Source organism: Streptomyces sp. LHD-70 (genome assembly GCF_031157275.1).
Classification (GTDB): Bacteria; Actinomycetota; Actinomycetes; order Streptomycetales; family Streptomycetaceae; genus Streptomyces.
On sequence record NZ_JAVIFW010000010.1, the window covers coordinates 276,011 to 295,671 of the forward strand.

17 protein-coding genes are annotated in these 19,661 nt (G+C 72.4%); 11 read left to right on the plus strand and 6 right to left on the minus strand.

What is annotated here, in order from left to right:
• Positions 1–42: 42 nt before the first annotated feature.
• Positions 43–2,589 carry a sensor histidine kinase KdpD gene (locus tag RCO28_RS21815; protein WP_308942866.1) on the plus strand — a complete coding sequence of 849 codons (2,547 nt, stop codon included), beginning with the start codon at positions 43–45 and terminating at the stop codon, positions 2,587–2,589.
• Between the two features lie 75 nt (positions 2,590–2,664).
• Here RCO28_RS21815 and lysA read toward each other — a convergent pair whose 3' ends face one another.
• The 4 genes from lysA to RCO28_RS21835 form a co-directional block, all read right to left on the minus strand.
• Complete coding sequence (gene lysA / locus RCO28_RS21820; protein WP_308942867.1) at positions 2,665–4,002, minus strand: diaminopimelate decarboxylase; 1,338 nt, start codon at positions 4,000–4,002, stop codon at positions 2,665–2,667.
• Positions 4,003–4,015: 13 nt separating this feature from the next.
• Complete coding sequence (locus RCO28_RS21825) at positions 4,016–4,432, minus strand: SAV_915 family protein (protein ID WP_308942868.1); 417 nt, start codon at positions 4,430–4,432, stop codon at positions 4,016–4,018.
• A 173-nt stretch (positions 4,433–4,605) separates the two neighbouring features.
• The gene (locus RCO28_RS21830) at positions 4,606–5,082 is read right to left on the minus strand and encodes a hypothetical protein (protein ID WP_308942869.1); all 477 of its coding nucleotides are present in this window, start codon (positions 5,080–5,082) and stop codon (positions 4,606–4,608) included.
• Between the two features lie 282 nt (positions 5,083–5,364).
• A complete protein-coding gene (locus RCO28_RS21835) occupies positions 5,365–6,426 on the minus strand; it encodes an AsnC family transcriptional regulator (protein ID WP_308942870.1) in 1,062 nt (353 codons plus the stop codon).
• 160 nt (positions 6,427–6,586) lie between these two features.
• Between RCO28_RS21835 and RCO28_RS21840 the strand changes: the two genes are divergently transcribed.
• The 4 genes from RCO28_RS21840 to RCO28_RS21855 all read left to right on the plus strand — a co-directional run bounded on the left by RCO28_RS21840 (position 6,587) and on the right by RCO28_RS21855 (position 11,184).
• Positions 6,587–7,891 carry an MFS transporter gene (locus RCO28_RS21840; RefSeq protein ID WP_308942871.1) on the plus strand — a complete coding sequence of 435 codons (1,305 nt, stop codon included), beginning with the start codon at positions 6,587–6,589 and terminating at the stop codon, positions 7,889–7,891.
• Positions 7,888–9,174, plus strand: coding sequence for an amidohydrolase (locus RCO28_RS21845; RefSeq protein ID WP_308942872.1), 1,287 nt, complete (start codon positions 7,888–7,890; stop codon positions 9,172–9,174). The genes RCO28_RS21840 and RCO28_RS21845 overlap by 4 nt, the downstream gene beginning before the upstream one ends.
• Positions 9,175–9,232: 58 nt before the next feature.
• Entirely contained in the window at positions 9,233–10,642 is a 1,410-nt protein-coding gene (locus RCO28_RS21850; RefSeq protein ID WP_308942873.1) for a CapA family protein, read from the plus strand.
• Positions 10,643–10,776: 134 nt separating this feature from the next.
• Positions 10,777–11,184 (plus strand): VOC family protein, encoded by a 408-nt coding sequence (locus RCO28_RS21855; protein WP_308942874.1) that lies wholly within the window; start codon positions 10,777–10,779, stop codon positions 11,182–11,184.
• 86 nt (positions 11,185–11,270) lie between these two features.
• On the opposite strand, the gene RCO28_RS21860 is transcribed toward RCO28_RS21855, so the two are convergent.
• Both RCO28_RS21860 and RCO28_RS21865 read right to left on the minus strand, forming a co-directional pair.
• Entirely contained in the window at positions 11,271–11,840 is a 570-nt protein-coding gene (locus RCO28_RS21860) for a hypothetical protein (protein ID WP_308942875.1), read from the minus strand.
• 117 nt (positions 11,841–11,957) lie between these two features.
• On the minus strand, positions 11,958–12,935 hold the full coding sequence (locus RCO28_RS21865; RefSeq protein ID WP_308942876.1) for a MurR/RpiR family transcriptional regulator: 978 nt from the start codon (positions 12,933–12,935) through the stop codon (positions 11,958–11,960).
• A gap of 130 nt (positions 12,936–13,065) precedes the next feature.
• Between RCO28_RS21865 and RCO28_RS21870 the strand changes: the two genes are divergently transcribed.
• The 6 genes from RCO28_RS21870 to RCO28_RS21895 are packed head-to-tail and all read left to right on the plus strand — an operon-like array spanning position 13,066 to position 19,621.
• A complete protein-coding gene (locus tag RCO28_RS21870; RefSeq protein ID WP_308942877.1) occupies positions 13,066–14,229 on the plus strand; it encodes a C45 family peptidase in 1,164 nt (387 codons plus the stop codon).
• On the plus strand, positions 14,226–15,869 hold the full coding sequence (locus RCO28_RS21875; RefSeq protein ID WP_308942878.1) for an ABC transporter substrate-binding protein: 1,644 nt from the start codon (positions 14,226–14,228) through the stop codon (positions 15,867–15,869). The genes RCO28_RS21870 and RCO28_RS21875 overlap by 4 nt, the downstream gene beginning before the upstream one ends.
• Positions 15,866–16,846, plus strand: a complete 981-nt coding sequence (locus RCO28_RS21880; protein ID WP_308942879.1) for an ABC transporter permease — start codon at positions 15,866–15,868, stop codon at positions 16,844–16,846. Before RCO28_RS21875 ends, RCO28_RS21880 begins: the two co-directional genes overlap by 4 nt.
• Positions 16,843–17,685 (plus strand): ABC transporter permease, encoded by an 843-nt coding sequence (locus tag RCO28_RS21885; RefSeq protein WP_308942880.1) that lies wholly within the window; start codon positions 16,843–16,845, stop codon positions 17,683–17,685. The genes RCO28_RS21880 and RCO28_RS21885 overlap by 4 nt, the downstream gene beginning before the upstream one ends.
• Positions 17,685–18,734: an ABC transporter ATP-binding protein gene (locus tag RCO28_RS21890; RefSeq protein WP_308942881.1), complete on the plus strand. Its 1,050-nt coding sequence runs from the start codon at positions 17,685–17,687 to the stop codon at positions 18,732–18,734. Before RCO28_RS21885 ends, RCO28_RS21890 begins: the two co-directional genes overlap by 1 nt.
• On the plus strand, positions 18,731–19,621 hold the full coding sequence (locus tag RCO28_RS21895) for an ATP-binding cassette domain-containing protein (protein WP_308942882.1): 891 nt from the start codon (positions 18,731–18,733) through the stop codon (positions 19,619–19,621). Before RCO28_RS21890 ends, RCO28_RS21895 begins: the two co-directional genes overlap by 4 nt.
• Positions 19,622–19,661: the final 40 nt, after the last annotated feature.

Sequence of the window (19,661 nt, forward strand, 5' to 3'; positions counted from 1 at the left end):
CGTACGAAGACGACAAGGACGAGGGCAAGAGGAACCGGAGCCATGGGACGCGGCAAGTTCAGGATCTACCTCGGCGCGGCGCCGGGCGTCGGCAAGACCTACGCGATGCTGTCCGAGGGGCACCGCCGCGTCGAGCGCGGCACGGACTGCGTGGTCGCCTTCGTGGCGACCCACGACCGGCCGCGCACCGAGGTGATGCTGCACGGCCTCGAACAGGTCGCGCACAGCGAACTGGACTACCGGGGCTCGGTGTTCACGGAGATGGACGTGGACGCCGTACTGGAGCGCGGTCCCGCGGTCGCCCTCGTCGACGAACTGGCGCACACCAACGTCCCCGGCTCCCGCAACGCCAAGCGCTGGCAGGACGTCGAGGAGCTCCTGGCCGCGGGCATCGACGTCGTCTCGACGGTCAACATCCAGCACCTCGAATCACTGGGCGACGTCGTCGAGTCGATCACCGGGATCCGGCAGCGGGAGACCGTCCCCGACGAGGTCGTACGCCGCGCGGACCAGATCGAACTCGTCGACATGTCACCGCAGGCCCTGCGCCGCCGCATGGCCCACGGCAACATCTACAAGCCCGACAAGATCGACGCGGCCCTGTCCAACTACTTCCGGCCCGGAAACCTCACCGCCCTGCGGGAGTTGGCGCTGCTCTGGACCGCCGACCGGGTGGACGAATACCTCAACCAGTACCGCTCCGAGCACAGCGTCTCCACCATCTGGGGCTCCCGCGAACGCATCGTCGTCGGCCTCACCGGTGGCCCGGAGGGCCGTACGCTCATCCGCCGCGCGGCCCGGCTCGCCGAGAAGGGCGCAGGGGGCGAGCTGCTCGCCGTGTACATCGCCCGCAGCGACGGCCTGTCCAACGCGTCGCCGAAGGAACTCGTCGTCCAGCGCACCCTGACCGACGACCTCGGCGGCACCTTCCACCACGTCATCGGCGACGACATCCCCACGGCACTCCTGGAGTTCGCCCGCGGCGTCAACGCCACCCAGATCGTCCTCGGCGTCTCCCGCCGCAAGCCCTGGCAGTACGTCTTCGGCCCCGGCGTCAGCGCGACCGTGGCCCTCGACTCGGGCCCCGACCTCGATGTCCACCTGGTCACCCACGACGCCATGGGCCAGGGCCGCGCCCTTCCGGTGGCCCGCTCGGCGCGGCTCGGCCGGGGCCGGATCCTGGCCGGCTGGCTGACCGGAGTCGCCGGCCCGGCCCTGCTCGCCTACCTGCTGACCAGCGTCCTTCCGGACGTGGGCCTGGCCAACGACATGCTGCTGTTCCTCGGCCTGACGGTCGGCGCCGCCCTGCTCGGCGGCCGGTGGCCGGCCCTCGGGTGCGCGGTGGTCAGCTCCCTGCTGATCAACTGGTACTTCACCCCGCCGGTGCACACGCTGACCATCTCGGACGCGCAGAACGTCGTCGCCATCGCCATCTTCGTGGGCGTCGCCGTCGCGGTCGCCTCGGTCGTCGACCGTGCCGCCCGCCGCACCAAGGAGGCGGCCCGGCTGCGCGCCGAGTCGGAGATCCTCTCCTTCCTGGCCGGCAGCGTCCTGCGCGGCGACACCGGCCTCGAGGCCCTGCTGGAACGCGTCCGCGAGACGTTCAGCATGGAGTCCGCCGCGCTCCTGGAACGCGCCAGCGACGTCGACCCGTGGACGTGCACGGCCCGCGTCGGCAGCGGCGAGCCGCCCGCCCGGCCCGAGGACGCCGATGTGGACGTCCCCGTCGGCGACGACCTGTCCCTGGCCCTCACCGGCAGGGTGCTCCCCGCCGAGGACCGCCGCGTCCTCGCCGCGTTCGCCGCCCAGGCAGCCGTGGTCCTCGACCGCCGCCGCCTGAAGGACCAGGCCGAACAGGCCCGCACCATGGCCGTGGACAACCGCATCCGCACCGCGCTGCTCGCCGCCGTGTCACACGACCTGCGGACGCCGCTCGCCGGCATCAAGGCCTCCGTGTCCTCGCTGCGTTCGGACGACGTGGAGTGGTCCGAGGAGGACCGCGCCGAGCTGCTCGAAGGGATCGAGGACGGCGCCGACCGCCTCGACCACCTGGTCGGCAACCTCCTCGACATGTCCCGCCTGCAGACCGGCACCGTCACGCCCCTGATCCGTGAGACCGACCTCGACGAGGTGGTGCCGATGGCGCTCGGCGGCGTACCCGAGGACAGCGTGCACCTCGACATCCCCGAGACCCTCCCCATGATCTCGGCGGACCGGGGCCTGCTCGAACGCGCCGTCGCCAACGTCGTCGAGAACGCGGTCAAGTACAGCCCCGAGGGCCGGGCCGTCCTGGTCTCCGCCAGCACGATGGCCGACCGGGTCGAGGTGCGCGTCGTGGACCGCGGCCCCGGCGTCCCCGACGACGCCAAGGACCGCATCTTCGAGCCGTTCCAGCGCTACGGCGACGTGCCGCGCGGCGCCGGGGTAGGCCTCGGCCTCGCGGTCGCCCGCGGCTTCACCGAAGCGATGGGCGGCACGCTGACGGCCGAGGACACGCCTGGCGGGGGCCTGACGATGGTCCTCACCCTGCGCGCCGGCCCGAGCCGTACGGGAACGAGCGCGGACCTTCCGCCGACCGTTACGACGTAGGCCGCGTCCGCACGTCCCTGGCGGCCAACGCCCCCGCCGCAGCGGGGGCATGACCACTGGGGACTTACGCACGCATCACAGGCCCACGTCCCGGCTGTGGAGGTCCTCCGCGGACTCGCGGCGTACGAGGAGGCGGGCGCGGCCGTCGCGTACGGCGGCCACCGGGGGGCGGCCGACGAGGTTGTAGCCGGAGGCCATCGACAGGTGGTACGCCCCGGCGACCGGCAGGGCGACCAGGTCCCCGGGACGTACGTCGTCGGGAAGGGGGACGTCCGCGGCGACCACGTCCCCGGCCTCGCAGTGCCGGCCCACCACGGTCACCGGCGCGAGGGTGGTGCTGACGCGCCGGCCCACCAGGCGGGGTGCGTAGCGCACGCCGTACAGCGCGGGCCGCGGGTTGTCGCTCATCCCGCCGTCCACCGCGACGAACGTGCGGCCACCGGTGTGCTTGACGGTCACGACGCGGTACAGCGCCACCCCGGCGGGGCCCGCGACGGCGCGGCCGGGTTCGAGGATCAGACGCGGCACGGGGAGTCCGGCCGCCGCGCACGCCTCGATCAGCTCGGCCCGGACCTTTCGGGCCAGGAGGGGCAGGTCCAGGGCCCGTTCGCCGGGGCGGTAGGCGATGCCGTGACCGCCGCCGAGGTCCAACTCCGGCAGTACGAGGCCGTGTTGGTCGTGCAGCCGGGCCATCAGGCCCACCATGCGCCGTACGGCCGCGACGTACGGTTTGACGGCGGTGATCTGTGAGCCCAAGTGGCAGTGCAGGCCCGTCAGTTCGAGCTGCGGCTGGTCGAGGATGCGGGCGATCGCGTGCTGGGCGTAGCCGTCGGAGATGGACAGGCCGAACTTCTGGTCGGCGGTGCCGGTGCGGATCTTCTCGTGGCCGCCCGCGCTGATGCCGGGCACGACACGGACCATTACCTTCTGGTGCCCGTCAGGACCGACCGCCGCGGCGAGGCGGGCGATCTCGGAGGGGCTGTCGATGACGATGCGGCCGACGCCGTACCGCAGGGCCTGCCCGAGGTCGTCCGGCGTCTTGGCGTTGCCGTGCAGGACGATCCGGTCGGCCGGGAACCCGGCGGAGAGCGCGAGTTGGAGTTCGCCCGCGGAGCAGACGTCGAGGCCGAGGCCTTCCTCGCGCACCCAGCCCGCCATGGCCCGGCACAGGAACGCCTTCGCGGCGTAGTGGATCTCGGCCTCCGGGAACGTGTCCCGGTACGTGCGGCAGCGGCGGCGCACCTCGTCCTCGTCGAGGACGTACGCCGGGGTCCCGAAGCGCTCGGCGATCTCGGTCAGCCGCACACCGCCGACGGACAGCTCGCCGGGCCGGGGCTCGGCGGTGGAGGCCGGCCAGACCGCGAGTCCCTCGGCGTCGGTGAGGGCGGCGGCGGGTTCGTGAACGGTGGTCATCGGGGCGCTCACCTCAGCCGATCCAGTACGAAAGGGCGGTGACGAGCGCGGCGGCACCGGTCACCCGCAGTGCGCCGACGGCTTGCGGACCCCAAGTGCCTTGGTACGAGGGGGAGTCGGGGCGCGACTCGCTCCCGTGGCGGGGCGCCGGGGCGGTGAGCAGCGGATCGATCGTGACGGTGACCGACCCGAGCGGCGCGACGATCGTGCGCAGAGCGGGCGCGGCGAGCCGGGTCCACGACTGGCCCGTGCCGAGCGTGGCGGTCAGCGCGTGCTCGGAGGTGAAGCCGACCGCGGTGCGCTCGCCGAGCGGGGTGCGGAACAGCCGGACGGTGTGCCCGGTCGGGCCCGGCCGGACGGGGACGTAGAGCGGTCCGGCCGGGAACCGTTCGGAGGGTTCCGGGTCTTCGTCGCTCAGCAGCGTTGTCATCGGTGTCTCCTGGAGGTCTGGAGGTGCCGAGGCGGTTCGGAGCGGGCAACGGCCCGCCCCCGTGCCTCGACGCCATGCCCAGGACGCTATGCCCGCCACCCCCGGTCCCGGGAACCGTCACTGACGGGACCCTGACGCGCAGGGCAAAGACGCTGACGCGATGGTGACGCCCCCTAGAAATACCCACGCTGTGAGGCGCGTTCGCGCAGGCGCGTGACGCCGAAGACCAGCGCGCCGATCGCGAGCACCGCCCCGCCCCCGATCGGCAGCAACGAGTCCATGACCATGCTCCTGCGCTGGTCGGCCACGCTCGCCTCGCCCACGTCCTGCCCGTTCAGGAGCAGGCGGCAGTCGGTCGTCTCGGACGGAGTGCAGTACGGCTCGAACGTCACGATGGCGTGCACCCCGAAGGCGACCAGGCTCACACCGACTCCCAGCACGAGCAGACACAGCAGGAAGACCGCCACCGTCAGGACCCGGCCGTCGAGGGCGAGCACCACGCCCACGAGCACGCTGACGAAGATGATCGCCGCGTAGGCGAGGGTGACCCAGACCCACAACCCGCTCGCGAATCCCACCGGCAGCAGGATCACCGAGAACGCCAGACACCAGTAGAGGCCGTTGCGGAGACTGTCCTGCAGATCTTCCATCGGCCCCCCTGCCCACGCCATCGCCCACCGCGGGTGGCGCCGCCCGCCCCGCGCCGTACTCCAGGAGCCCCGGCGGGGGACGCACCGCAGTGTAGGGGGCGGATACGGAACGCGTCGACGGGCTGCGGAGCCCCAACTCCGGGTCCGATCGGCTCAGTTCCCGTGGACCATGTCGTACGCGACCTCCGGCAGGAACTGCCTCTCGGCGACTCCCACGTCAGGCCCCGTTCGACCGCCCGGCCCAGCCCACCGGTCGGCCCACCGGCCCGCCCAACGAAACCCTCACAGACGCCCCGAGAACCCGTCCTCGTCAGGAAACCGTGCGCGGAACGGTGCAGGTGAGAGACGTCCGCGGGTGCGGCCGTGGTGGTCGAGCAGGTGTCCCATGCGCTTCGGGGTCTCCAGGATCACGGAACGGTTCCGGACCTGCAGTGCCGGGAACCGGTCGGCGAGGAGTGCCTCCAGGGCGCTCGCACCGCTCATCGACGGCAGCCAGATGACGAAGAGGAGGTTGTGCGGGCCGCTGATCGACGCGGAGAGCCGCACCGGCGCCAGTTGGGAGAGCGCGATCCCGGTCGCCTCCAACTGCGCGTGCGGCACGGCGGCGTGGTAGATCGCCGCCGCCGGATAGCCGCCGAGAGGGCGGGCGAAGTCGCAGCGGAACGCGATGTCGCCGTCCCGCATCAGCCGCTGCAGCCGCCGCCGGGCGGTGTGTTCGCTGAGGCCCGTGCGAGCGCCGAGCTCGGTGTACGCGAGCCGCCCGTCGGCACCGAGTGCGCCGATCAGCGCCTGGTCCTCCGGTGGCAAGTACCGCACGGAGTCGGCCGTGTCGGACGGCAGATGCGGCGTGCGCCCCGACGTCAGCCGGGCCCGGCCCGCGGGCTCCAGGGCGCCCACGGTCCAGTCGCTGCCCTCTCCGTAGAGCCGCAGGCACGGGCGGGTGCGGGACGACTGGACGCCGGGCAGGGCGCCGAGTACGTCGTTCACCCACTGGCCGAGCGCGGGCAGACCGTCGCTGACCACGGACAGGAACAGGTCGAAGTCACCGGCGGTGCGGTCGATCCCGAACACGCACTCCTGCGCGGCCATCGCGGCGGCGACCAGGCTCACCTGGCCGGGACGACAGGTCACCTCGATATGGGCGACGGTCACCGTCTTCGGGGACTGGTACCCGGTCAGCCAGGCGAGCCCGGCGTCGGTGAGCTGGGACCAGCGGCGTGCCGCGGTCCTGGCGTCGACGTCGAGGGCGCGCCCGATCTCGGACCAGGGGGCGCGCGGCGCCTCCTGCAGGGCGTGCACGAGGGCGAGGTCGAGCTCGGAGAACGGCATGCGGGAATCGGGCACAGATGCTCCTGTCCAGATGCTTTCCGGCAATTCTATGGACCGATCGTGCGGCGATCCGAAGGTTTCCCTGTCCGGCCGCGCACCGCGTCGGCTATCCGGCAGCAGTTGAGAGAGGAGTGTCGTGACCGCTCCGTCCGCCCCGACGCCAAGGGCCCGACCGATGGACCGCACGGCGCGGATCACCGTGGGCCTGCTGTTCGTCGCCTGGCTGATCGACTACGCCGATCGGCTCGTGATCAACTTCGTACTGCCCGACATCGGCGACGAATTCGACCTGGACCACGGACAGTTGGGCCTGCTCGTCTCCGTCTTCTTCGCCGCGTACGCGCTCTGCCAGATACCCGGCGGCTTCCTCGCCGACCGCTTCGGCGCCAAGCGGGTCACTCTCGCCGCGATCCTCATCTGGTCCGCCTTCACCGCCCTGACCGGCGCCGCGTGGTCGTTCGCCGTCCTGCTGATCCTCCGCTTCCTCTTCGGTGTCGCTGAGGGCGTCTTCCCGGCCGCCTCGACGAAACTCCTGGTCGAGCGGACCCATGTGGACAACCGGATGAAGGCCCAGGGCCTGGTGCTCAGCTCCAACGCCCTGGCGGCCGCCGTCGGCCCGCTCGCCGTGGCCCCGCTCGTCGCGGTCTTCGGCTGGCGCTCGGCGTTCTACTCGATGGCCGCGGTCGGGATCCTCGTGTTCGTCGCCGTACGCCTCTGGCTGCCCGGCAGCCGACAGCAGGACGGGCCCACCGAGGCCGCCGTCCCACCGGCCGGGCCTGCCGTGAAGGCGCTGCTCGGGCGGTGGGTGATGTGGCGCTTCTCCCTGATGACCTTCGGCTACAGCCTGATCCTGTGGGGCCTCAACACCTGGATCCCCACGTACCTGCACGAGGAGCACGACGTCTCCCTCGCACAGTCCGGGGCGCTCATCGCGATCCCGGCGCTGGCGGCGGCGGCCTGCACCGCGTTCGGCGGCCGCATCGCCGACCGTCTGGGCGGCCACCAGCGCAAGGTGGTCGTGCCCGGCATGACGGTGGCCGCGGTGTCCTTGGTGTGCATGGTCCTGTGGCCCACCCTGACCGGATTCATCGTCTTCGCCACGCTCGCCGTCTCCGGCGCCTCCATCGGCTTCATCTCGTTCCAGACCGTGCCGCTGCGCAGCCTGCCCTCGGCGTACGTGGGCGTGGCCTCCGGCATGATCATCTTCGGTGGGCAGGTGGCCGGGATGGTCGCCCCCGCCGCGCTCGGCTTCATCGCCGACGCCTTCTCCTTCGAGGCGGGCTTCGCCTGCCTCGTACTCGGCGCGGTCCTCAGCGCCGTCATGTCGCTCTGCACGCCCCAGGACACACCCGCCTTCCAGAAGGCCGTATGCGCCCACCTGCCGCGCCTCACCCCTGAAACCCCTGGCACCCCTGAGACCTCCAGGACTCCCGAAACCCCTGAAACCCCTGAAACCCCTGAAACGGAGCGTGCTTCATGACCACACCGGCGGCTTCCACCCCTGCCCTCCTCACCGGTCTCGACTCCCGCCTGAAGGACCTGCGCGCCCTGTACGAGGACCTGCACGCCCACCCCGAACTCTCCTTCCAGGAACACCGAACCGCCGCGATAGTGGCCGAACGGCTGCGCGCCCAGGGCTGGGACGTCACCGAGGGCGTCGGCGGCACCGGAGTGGTCGGCGTGCTGCGCTCCGGTGACGGCCCCGTCGTCCTGCTCCGCGCCGACATGGACGCCCTGCCCGTCGCTGAACGGACGGGCCTGCCGTACGCCTCGACCGTCACCGCCGAGAACGCGGACGGCGAGACGGTCCCCGTGATGCACGCCTGCGGCCACGACATGCACACCACATGCCTGCTCGGCGCCACCACGCAGCTCGCCGCCCACCAGGACGCCTGGAACGGCACCGTCGTCGCGCTCTTCCAGCCCGCCGAAGAGATCGGCGGCGCACCGAAGTTGATCGACGACGGCTTCGCCGACCGCTTCCCGCGCGCCGACGTGTGCCTCGCCCAGCACGTGGCGCCGGTGCCGGCGGGCCTCGCCGCGACCCGGCCGGGACCGGTGATGTGCGCCTCCGACAGCCTGCGCGTCACGCTGTACGGCAAGGGCGGCCACGGCTCCATGCCGGAGGCGGCCGTCGACCCGGTGGTGATGGCCGCGGCCGTCGTGCTGCGCCTGCAGACCGTCGTCGCCCGCGAGGTGGCCGCCCATCAGACCGCGGTGCTCACGGTCGGCTCGATCAACGCCGGTACGAAGGAGAACATCATCCCGGACACCGCCGAGCTCAAGCTCGGCCTGCGCACCTCCGACCCGAAGGTGCGCGACCGGGTGCTCGCGGCGATCCGGCGCGTGACGCTCGCCGAGGCCGCGGCCTCGGGCGCCCCCCGGGAACCGGATTTCGAGATGCTGCACCGCCTTCCGCTCACCGTGAACGACCCCGAGGCGACGGAGAAGGTGCGGGCCGCGCTTGCCGCCCGTATCGGCGAGCGGATGCACGTCATGGCGCGACCGCTCAACGGCAGCGAGGACTTCAACGTCTTCGCCGAGGCGCTCGGCGCACCCTCGGTCTACTGGCACTTCGGCGGCGCCGACCCGGACGCCTTCGCGGGCACGGACCTGGCCGCGGTGCTGGAGGACGGCTTTCCCGCCGACATCCCCATCAACCACTCCCCGTACTACGCCCCCGTACCGGAGCCGACCATCGAGCACGGCGTCACGCTCCTGCTCACCGCGGCGTCCGCCTGGCTGGCCCCCGAGGCGCAGTAGCCAGACCCAGACCACCCCCTGTCACGCCACCCCGCCCCGTACGAGAGGCCGCCCCCGCATGACCGACCCGACCCTGACCCTCGCCGCCACCGGCGACTACCTCGCCACGTTGCGCCTACCCGCAGGACACCAGGGCTTCGAGCAGGTCCGGGCGATCCTCCGGGAGGCCGACTGCGCGGTCACCAACCTGGAGATGACCATCCTGGACGACGGCGAAGGCACAGCGGGCGCCCTCTCCGGCGGCACCCATCTGCGCACCGCCCCGGACCGTCTCGACGACCTCAAGGCCTACGGCTTCCACCTGGTCGGCACCGCCAACAACCACGTACTGGACTACGGCATCGACGGCCTCGAAGCGCACCACCGCCACCTGCGGACGGCCGGGATCAGCGCGAGCGGCACCGGTGCACAGCTCGCCGAGGCGTCCCGCGCCGTGTTCCATGACAGCCCGAACGGCCGCGTCGCCCTCGTCTCCGTCGTGTCCACGGCCCACCGCACCTGGCATGCGAGCCGGCAGCGCGGCGACCTGGCCGGGCGCCCGGGCGTGAACGGGCTGCGGCACGTCAAGTCCCTGGCCGTCACGGCGGATCAGGTCCGGGCGCTGACGGAGATCGCCGCCCTGACCGAGACCAACAACATGGTCGACATGCAGATCCGGGAGGGCTTCGTCCCCCCGCTGCCGCCCGGTCACATCCCCTTCGGGAACGACCTGTACGGCTACCCGCAGATCTACCACGCAGCTGCGGCGGACGAGCGGCTCGGCCTGACCACCCACCCGCACCCCGACGACATGGCCCGCCTCACCCGGACCATCCGTGACGCCGCCCTCCAGGCCGACTCCGTGATCGTGAACTTCCACGCCCACGAGATGAAGGGCGACGACAAGACCGCGCCCGCGGACTTCGTGCACACCGCGGCCCGAGCGTTCATCGACGCCGGAGCCCACGCGGTCATCGGCCACGGCCCGCACGTCGTCCGCGGCATCGAGCTCTACTCCGGCCGCCTCATCTGCTACAGCACGGGCGACTTCGTCTTCCAGGACGAGACCCTCCAGGCCCTCCCGCAGGAGTGGTACGACGAACACGGTTACGTCGACGAGGAGTCGGGCCGGCGCGTCCGCTTCTCCGGCGCGCCCGGCGAGGAGACCGACGGGGTCACCCTCCAGGAGGGCATGCACAAGCTGGCCGCCGCCGCGGGCGAGCACTGGCTGTCGAACAGCTGGGACGCGATGCACGGCATCCTGCCCGTCTGGAAGCAGCGCCCGGACGGCACCCTCGCCGAACTCACCGTCCACGCGCTGGACTTGGGCCGCGACCTGCCCGTGTCCCGCAAGGGCTTCCCGGCCCCGGCTGGCGGTGCGGAAGGCCGCCGCCTGCTGACCGAACTCGCCGAGCGGTCGGCCCCGTACGGCACGTCGTTCGAGATCGCGGCGGACGGGGCCTCGGCACGGCTTGTGCTCAGCGCGTAGGCGCGTAGGCGCGTAGTCGCGGAGGAACGGGTAGCCCATGCTCGGCCGGGGAAACGTCGGGCGGGCGCCGATGAGTTTGGTCCGGGATCCGGGTCTACCGTCCTGAAACCGTTGACTGCGAGGGAGACCCCGTCATGTACCAGCAGATGATCTTCGTGAATCTGGCCACCGGCGACCTCGGCGCCGCCAGGAAGTTCTTCACCGCCCTGGGCTACGAGATCAATGCCCAGTTCAGCGACGAGACCACCGCCTCGATCCCGCTCGGCGACACGATCGTGGTCATGCTCCACACGCCGGAGAAGTACGCCGAGTTCACCAAGAAGCAGATCGTGGACTCGACCACCTCCAGCGAAGTGCTGCTCGCCCTGAGCGCCGAGACCCGCGAGAAGGTCGACGAACTGGTCGAGAAGGCCGTCGCGGCAGGCGGCCAGGTCACGGGCGAGACCCAGGACCACGGCTTCATGTACGGCCGGGCCTTCGACGACCTGGACGGGCACACGTGGGAGGTCGTGTGGATGGACCCGGCCGCTGTGGAGGGCTGACGGCGACCGCCCGCCCGCGCCGGGCGGGGCTTCGGCCCCCTGGTGCGCCCGTCCCTGGTCCCCCCGGTGCCCCCCTGGTTCGCCCCCTAGTTCGACGCGTGCCGTGAGACGTCCGTGATCCGGCACTTCACCGGGCCGTCGGCCTCCTCGAAGCCCGTGGCGGACTTGCGGGCGACCTGGCCGGGGGCGAGGTGGTGCGTCGTGACGAAGCCCTCGGCGACGCGTTCTCCGCGGGCGTCCCCGGCGTCCCCGGCGTCCCCGGCGTCCACGAACTCGATGCCGATGACGTAGTCGGACGGTTTCGAGCTGTGGTTCGTGATCCGCAGCTCGGCGGTGGGCCGGCGCGTGCTGTGGGGGACGGTGCAGCTCGTGATCTCCACATCGGCGCGCGGGCCGGTGACCGGGGGAGTCTGTTGTTCCTGTCGGGGTGGGGTGCGGGGCGGTTCGTCACCGCCTCCGTCGCCGGTGACGACCGCGATCACCCCGATGGCGATCACCACGGCTGCGATACCGAGCAGGACGCGGAGCAGTACGCGAAGCAGGGCCCGGACCCGCCCCGTACCGGAACGCTTCGGCGGGGGCGGCTGACCCCACCGCGGTCCACCGCGGGGCGTGCCCCGGTCCGGGGGTGGGGGTGGGGAGTTCCAGTTCGGCATGACGCCCCCCGGGTGCGGTGCGGGGCTGATGCACTCAGACTCCTCCCGCAGGGGCGTTCGTGCACCTCGGCGACCCCGGGCTGCCGGGTCTGGCCCCGGTCCTCCGGGCTGGACGCCTCACCTCCTCCGCTCCCTCCTCCCCAGCAACTGCTCGCGCAGCGCTGTCAGTTGGTGGGACGTCTCCACCGCGCGGGTCTCGTCCAGCGTGGTGAGGGCGAGGAGGAGCGCGTCCGCGACCACCAGGGCGGTGAGGGCCTCCGTCGTGATGCCCGTCGGGGTGTGCGGGGCGGTGAGGACCGCGTCGACCCGGGGGCCGTACGTCTCCGCGAGCTCGTCCGTGACCAGGACGACGCGCGCGCCGACCGCCTGCGCGCGGTCCACGAGGACCGAGAGCTCGGCCAGGTCACGGCCCGGCTGGAAGATCACCACCGCGTCGCCGTGCCGGATCGCGAGCAGCTGGTCGGCGAGGGCGAAGCCGGTGGCGCCCGCACAGCGGGAGCGGCGGCCGATCCGGCCGAGCGCCAACGCCAGGTGGCGCGCGGCGAGTTCGGACGCGGCGATGCCGTAGCAGTGGATCTCCTTCGCCTCCGCCAGGATCCCCACCGCGTCACTGAGTGCCGCGCCGGGTGTGAGCCGGCGGGCGTGCTCGATGCGCTCCTGTGCCTCGTCGAAGACGTCCCCCCAGATCGCGTCCAGGTCGCGCCCGACGTGGTCGATGCGCTGCTTGAGGCGTACCTCCGGCGCGACGGCCGCGGTGAAGTCGACGGCCAACTCCCGCTTGAGCGCGGGCAGTCCGGCATAGCCGAGGCGCTGCAGCGCCCGTACGACCGTGGCGTTGCTCGTGCCGCTCGCCGTGCCCAGCTCCTGCGCCGAGGCGAAGAGCAGGGACTCGGCGGGGGCGCTCGCGAGATGGCGGGCGACCGCGCGCTCGGACGCGGACAGGACGTCCCACTGCGCGCGCACGGCGGTGCGCAGCCGCGCCGCGGCGGCCTCGGGCTCACTCAGGGAGCCCCCGGCGGCGGCCGGGTCCCCGATGGCGGCCGGGTCCGCGTCGTCGTCCGGTCCGTTCCCCGATCCTTGCTCTGAAATCGTCATTACAGCTCTTGACTTCCGTGTGATCGACGTTACTCTCCTGAACAAGGCATTCCAAGAGGAGAGAAGTTAGTAACCGACGTTACAGCACGCCTGTGGGCGTCGTCGCCTCTCTCCACCCGCGAGGAGAAGAATGGCACCCCGTACGCTCCCCGAGATCGAGATCTCCGGCACTCCCCGCGACCGCGGCCGGCAGTACGGCGAAGCGGTCCGGCCCCAACTGCACGCCGCGCGCGCCTATTACGAAGACGCCTTCGGCCAGTCCTCGGGCCTCACCTGGGACCAGGTCACCGCCCGCGCCACCCGCTGGCTCGACCCGGTGCGTGCCTACGCCCCCGAGCTGGTCGAGGAGATGCGCGGCATCGCCGACGGCGCCGGGGTAGGCCTGCTCGACGTCCTCGCGCTCAACGCCCGCGGCGAGGTCATCTACGACAGATCCTTCGCCACCATGGCCCACGGCCCCGCCGAGCCCCAGGACGAGGAACCCGCCGAGGGCTGCACCTCCTTCGCGGCGTACGGCGAGGCCAGCGGCGACGGCCACGTATGGGCCGGGCAGAACTGGGACTGGCGGGCGGGCGTCGCCGACACCGTCGTCCTGCTGCGTATCGTGCAGCCGCCCAAACCCACCCTGATCATGCAGGTCGAGGCCGGACAGATCGGCCGCCAGGGCGCCAACTCGGCCGGGATCGCGCTCAACGCCAACGGCCTCGGAGGCCGTTTCAGCGACGCGATCGGACTGCCGCAGACCGTCGTCCGGCGCAGCGTCCTCGACCAGCACACCGTCACCGACGCCCTGGACGTGCTCTGCCGCACCCGCGCCCACATCGCCTCCAACGCCCTGCTCACCTGCCGCGAGGGCTTCGCGGTGGACCTGGAGACGACACCGGCCGGCATCGGCTGGATGTACCCCACGGATGGACTGCTCGTGCACGGCAACCACTACCAGGCCGGGATACCGGCGCCCCTCGCCGCCGGCTACCGCCCGATGTCCTCGGACTCGCTGGTCCGCGTCCCCCGCGCCGAACAGGGCCTGCGCGCCCTGCGTGAAGCCACCGGGCCCGACGAGTCCCGCAAGGTCGTCAAGCAGGCGATGTCCGACCACCTCGGCCACCCCGAGTCGCTGTGCACCCATCCCGACCCGCGCCGCCCCACCGTCAAGCACTGGATGACGCTGGTCTCCTCCTGCGTCGACCTCACCACCGGCGACTACCACGCGACGGCGGGCACCCCCTGCGACCGCGACTACCAACACCTGCCCTGGAACCTCTACGACGGCCCGTACGGAGACACCAGATGACCACCAAGCGCACCGCGGCCGCCCTCGCCGCGCTCGGAGCCCTGCTCGCCTGCTCGGCCTGCGCGGGCGCCGACAACACCGCGCTCGGCGGGCAGCCCGCCGACGCCGCGAAGCTCCGCCTCACCGCCACCACCCCGGCGGCCAAGGGCGAACTGGCAAGCGCCGACTGGCTGTTGGAGGACGAGCCGGACTCCCTCGACCTCGACACGCAGGGCACCAGTGCGGGCCGCGTCGTCCTCACCAACGTCTGCGAGCGGCTCTACCAACTGCAGCCCGACATGACCATCGAGCCGTTCCTCGCCGAGAAGGCCGACAACCCCGACGACACCACCCTCGTCCTCACCGTGCGCGACGGCGTCACCTTCCACGACGGCTCCCCGCTCACCGCCGACGACGTCCTGTGGAGCCTGGAGCGGCACGCCGACCCGGACATGGAGCAGTCCGACGAATTCGGCAACGTCGCGTCGATGAGGAAGACCGGCCCGCGCGAGATCACGGTCCGCTTCAAGGAGCCCGACGCCCTCTTCACCAAGGCCCTCGCGGGAGACGCCGGCATCGTCTGGAACAAGGAGCGGGTTACGGAGGCGGGCAAGGAGTTCGGGACCCCGGGACAGCCCGACGCCTGCTCGGGCCCGTACGCCCTGAAGAGTTGGAAGTCCGGCGACTCCCTCACCATCGAGGCGTACGACGACTACTGGGGCGAGCAGCCCAGGACCCGGCAGGTCGTCTTCCGCTGGGCCGCCGACAGCGCCCTCGTCAACGCCCTGAAGACCGGCGCCGCCGACGGCGCCTACGCCGAATCGCCCAACACCGCCGCCGCCCTGCGCACCGCCAAGGGCCTCGACCAGCACTACGGCCCCTCCACCGCCGCCCTCGTCCTCATCCCCACCGCCCGCGGCGGCCTCAAGGACCCGCAGGTGCGCCGCGCCCTGTCCCTCGCCCTCGATCGCAAGGGCATCGCCGACTCCGGATACGGCGGCCTCGTCCAGCCCTGGGCGGCCCCCGTCGGCTCCGGCGCCTGGGGGTACGAGAAGGGTGCGTTCGCCGCGGCGCAGAAGAAGTTGGACCGGTACGCGCCCGCCACGCCCGACGCCGACGACCTCACCGAGGCCAAACGGCTCGTGAAGGCCGCGGGCACCCCGACCGACCCCGTCGTCATCGGCACGGACAGCAGCCAGGGCCGCACGGTCGTCGCCAACGCCGTCCGCGCCGCACTCCAGCGCATCGGCATCAAGGGCCGGATCAAGACCGTGCCGACCGCGCAGTTCGAGGAGTTCTACAGCGACCCGCAGGCCCGCGCCGACATCGACGTCCTGGTGGGGGACTGGTACATCTCGAAGGCCGACCCCATGGGCTTCTACGACAACGGCCTCGCCGACTCGCCCAACAACTGGGTGGGCTTCGCGAGCAAGGACTACGACCGGACCGTCCAGCGCGCCCTCGCCACCCTCGACGACGGCGAGCGCGCCGAACTCGCCATGGACGTACAGCGGCAGTTCGTGTCCGAGGCCGTGTGGATCCCCGTCGCCCAGGTGCCCTCCGCCCTGATCCTCAGCGACCGCCTCACCGGCCCGCCCGCCTCCCAGGCGTACTTGTACTACCCGTGGGCCGCCCACCTCGGCGCCAAGAAGGGCGGGTGAGCCCCGTGCCGATCCGTATCGCGGGACGCCTCGTGCACCGACTGGCCGGGGTGCTCGCCACGCTCCTCGCCGCGTCCTTCGTCATCTTCTCCGCCGTGTACGCCGCCCCCGGCGACCCCGCCGTGTTCCTCGCGGGCGGGCGCGACAAGCTCACACCGGAACGGCTCGCGCAGGTGCGCGCCGAGTACCACCTCGACGAACCCCTCGTCGTGCAGTACGCCCGCTGGCTCTGGGACTGCCTCCACTTCGATCTCGGCCGCTCCTTCAAGTACAGCGACCAGGTGGCCGACCTGGTGGCCGCCCGCTTCCCGACGACGCTCCAACTCGTGGCGTACGCCACCCTGTTGTTCGTGGTCCTCGGCGTCGGCGCCGGAGTGCTCGCCGCCGTGAAGCGGTCCACGTGGGTGGACTCCGCCGTCGTCGGCGGCACCACACTCGCCGCGTCCGTGCCGTCCTTCGTCGCCGCCATCGCCCTGGTCTCGCTCTTCGGCGTCCAGCTCGGCTGGTTCCCGGTCACCGGCAGCGGCGAGGGCCTCGGCGGCACGATCCGCCATCTCACCCTGCCCGCCGTGTCGTTGGCGCTCGGCGCGCTCGCCATCGTCAGCCGCGTCACCCGCCAGTCCATGGCCGACGCCGCCGCGTCCGACCACGTCGAGGCCGCCCGGATCTCCGGCGTACCGGAACGCGACATCGTCCGCCGCCACATCCTGCGCAACGCCCTCGGCCCCGTCGTCACCATGTGCGGCCTCGTCATGGCGGGCATGCTCGCCGGCACCGTCGTCGTGGAGACCGCCTTCGGCATCAGCGGCATCGGCTCGCTGCTCGTCGGCGCCATCAACACCCATGACTTCCCGGTGGCCCAGGCCGTCCTGCTCCTCATGGTCACCGGCTACATCGTGGTGACCACCCTGGTCGACGCCGTCCATCCACTCCTCGACCCGCGCGTCGCCCGCGTCGCGCAAGGGAGTTCCCGATGACCGCCCTGACGCTCACCCCGGTCGTGGCGGCCCGCGCACGCCGCCCGCTCGGCGTCACGATCGCGGCCGCCTTCCTGGCCCTCGTCGTGCTCGCCGCCGCCCTCGCGCCGCTGCTCGCCCCGTACGCCCCCGACGCCGTCGACCTCTCCGCCTCCCTCGTGGGCACCGGCGGCGAACACCTCCTCGGCACCGACTCCTCCGGTCAGGACCTGCTCTCCCGCGCGCTGTACGGCGCCCGGTCCAGCCTGATCGCGCCCCTCCTGCTGCTCGCCGTCGCCGCCGTGCTCGGCGTGACGCTCGGGGTGCTCGCGGCCTGGCGCGGCGGCTGGGTCGACACCCTCGTCTCCCGCCTCACCGACGTGATGTACGCCTTTCCGGGGCTGCTGTTCACCGTCCTGATCATCGCCGTCTTCGGTGCCGGGATGACCACGTCCGTGCTCGCGCTCGGCCTCGCCTTCACCCCGACCATCGCCAAATACACCCGCTCCCTGGCCCTGGCCGAGGCCCGCAAACCGTACGTCGACGCGTACCGCGTCCTCGGGATGGGCGGCACCCGGATATGCGCCGCGCACCTGGTGCCCAACCTGGGCCGCGCCGTCCTCGGCTACCTCGTGGTGCTGTTCGGCGAGGCCCTGATGTCTCTGGCCACGCTCTCCTACCTCGGCTTCGGCGCCCAACCGCCGTCGTCCGACTGGGGGTTGATGGTGCAGGAGGGGCAGGCAGCCGTCGTCCAGGGCGCCCTTCTGCCCGCACTCGTACCCGGCACCGCCATCGCCCTGGTCGTGGTGTCCTTCAACGTGGTCGGGGTCTGGGCCGCCGACCGGCTGGGGAGGCAGTGATGCCGTTGCTGACAAACCCGTCACAGGGCGGGTCCTCGCCGGGAACCGCTCCGGCTGCACCGCTGCTCGAGATCGCCGACCTGGCCCTGAGGCTCCCGGGCGCCGCCCGGCCGCTCCTCGACTCCGTGTCGCTGACCGTCGAGCCCGGGGAGGTCGTCGCCCTCGTCGGCGAGTCCGGCTCGGGCAAGTCCACCACCGCCAAGGCCGCGCTCGGCGTCCTGCCTCCCGGCGCCACCGCCACCGGCCGGGTCCGCTTCGACGGCACCGACGTCCTCGCACTCGACGACGCCGGACTGCGCGCCCACCGTGCCGGACCCGTCGCCATGGTCCACCAGGACCCGCGCGCCGCCCTCAACCCGGTCCGCCGCATCGGCGACTTCCTGCGCGAACGCGGCGCGAGCAGAGAACGCGCCGTCCAACTCCTCGCCGACGTAGGCCTGTCGGACCCGGAGCGCCGCCTGCGCCAGCGCCCGCACGAACTGTCCGGCGGCATGCTGCAGCGCGTCGTCATCGCCGGAGCCCTCGCCGCGGAACCCCGGCTGCTCCTCGCCGACGAGGCCACCAGCGCCCTCGACGTCACCACCCAGGCCGAGATCCTCGCCCTGCTCCGCACCCTGCGCGCCGACCGCGACCTCGGCATGCTCTTCATCACCCACGACCTGCACCTGGCCGCCGCGTACTGCGACCGCGTCCACGTCATGTACGCGGGCCATGTCGTCGAACACCGCACGGCCGACGCCCTGTTCGGCACCCCCGCCCACCCGTACACGCGCGGCCTCCTCGCCTGCTCCCCTTCCCTCGGGGACGACACCCAGGAGCTCGCCCCCATCCCGGGCCGCCCGCCGTCCCTCGCGGACACGTTCACCGGCTGCCCGTTCGTCTCGCGCTGCGACGCCGCAGAGGACGCCTGCCCGACCTGGCACCCGGCCCCGCGCCCGCTGCCCGACGGCGGCTCCGCCTCCTGCGTCCACATCCCGCACCCGTCCGGCACGAGAGCGACCCCCGGCGACGTACCGCCCCTCGCCCACCCCGAGGTGAACCAGCCATGACCACACCCCTGCCCAAGGACCCGACGGCATCGGTGCGAGAGGGCGCCAAGGACGCCCGCCCGGAAGGCGGGCGAGCAGCCACCGATGTCCCCCTGCTCGCCGCCGACGCCCTCGGCAAGAGCTACCCGCTGCCCGGCGGAGGCCGCCACCAGGCCGTCGACGGAGTCTCGTTCACGGTGGCGCCGGGCGGTGCCCTCGGCATCGTCGGAGAGTCCGGTTCGGGCAAGACCACGGTCGCCCGGATGCTCGTCGGCCTCGTCGCCCCCGACCGGGGGACCGTCACGGTCTCCGGCCGGCCGCGCGGCACCCGCCCGCCCCGCGGCCGGGCCCGCAGACTGGCCCGCGCCCGCGAGATCCAGATGGTCTTCCAGGACCCCTATCTCTCCCTGGACCCGCGCCTCACCTCCACCCAGTGCCTGCGCACCGCACTCCGACTGCACGGCAGGGACGAGTCGCTCGCCGCCGAACTCCTCGACCAGGTCGGCTTGGGCAGCCGCGAGGCCGACGCCCGGCCCGGCGTCCTCTCCGGCGGACAGCGCCAACGCCTCGCGACAGCAAGGGCGTTGGCCGTCGACCCGAGCATCCTGGTCCTGGACGAGGCGGTCGCCGCGCTCGACGTGTCCATCCAGGCCCAGATCCTCCGCCTGCTCGCCGACATCCGCCGGGACACGGGCGTCGCCCTGGTCTTCGTCAGCCACGACCTCGCCGTGGTCCGGCACGTCACGGACGACGTCCTGGTGATGCGCCACGGCAAGGCGGTGGAGCACGGCCCGACAGCCCGCGTCCTCAGCGCCCCGGAGGACCCGTACACCCGCCGCCTCCTCGCCTCCGCACCCCGCGAGGGCTGGGACCCGGCGGCAGCGGCGGACTCGGAGGGCCGCTCGTAGAGCTTGGCGTTACGCTCACCACGAGGCCAACGGCCCGACC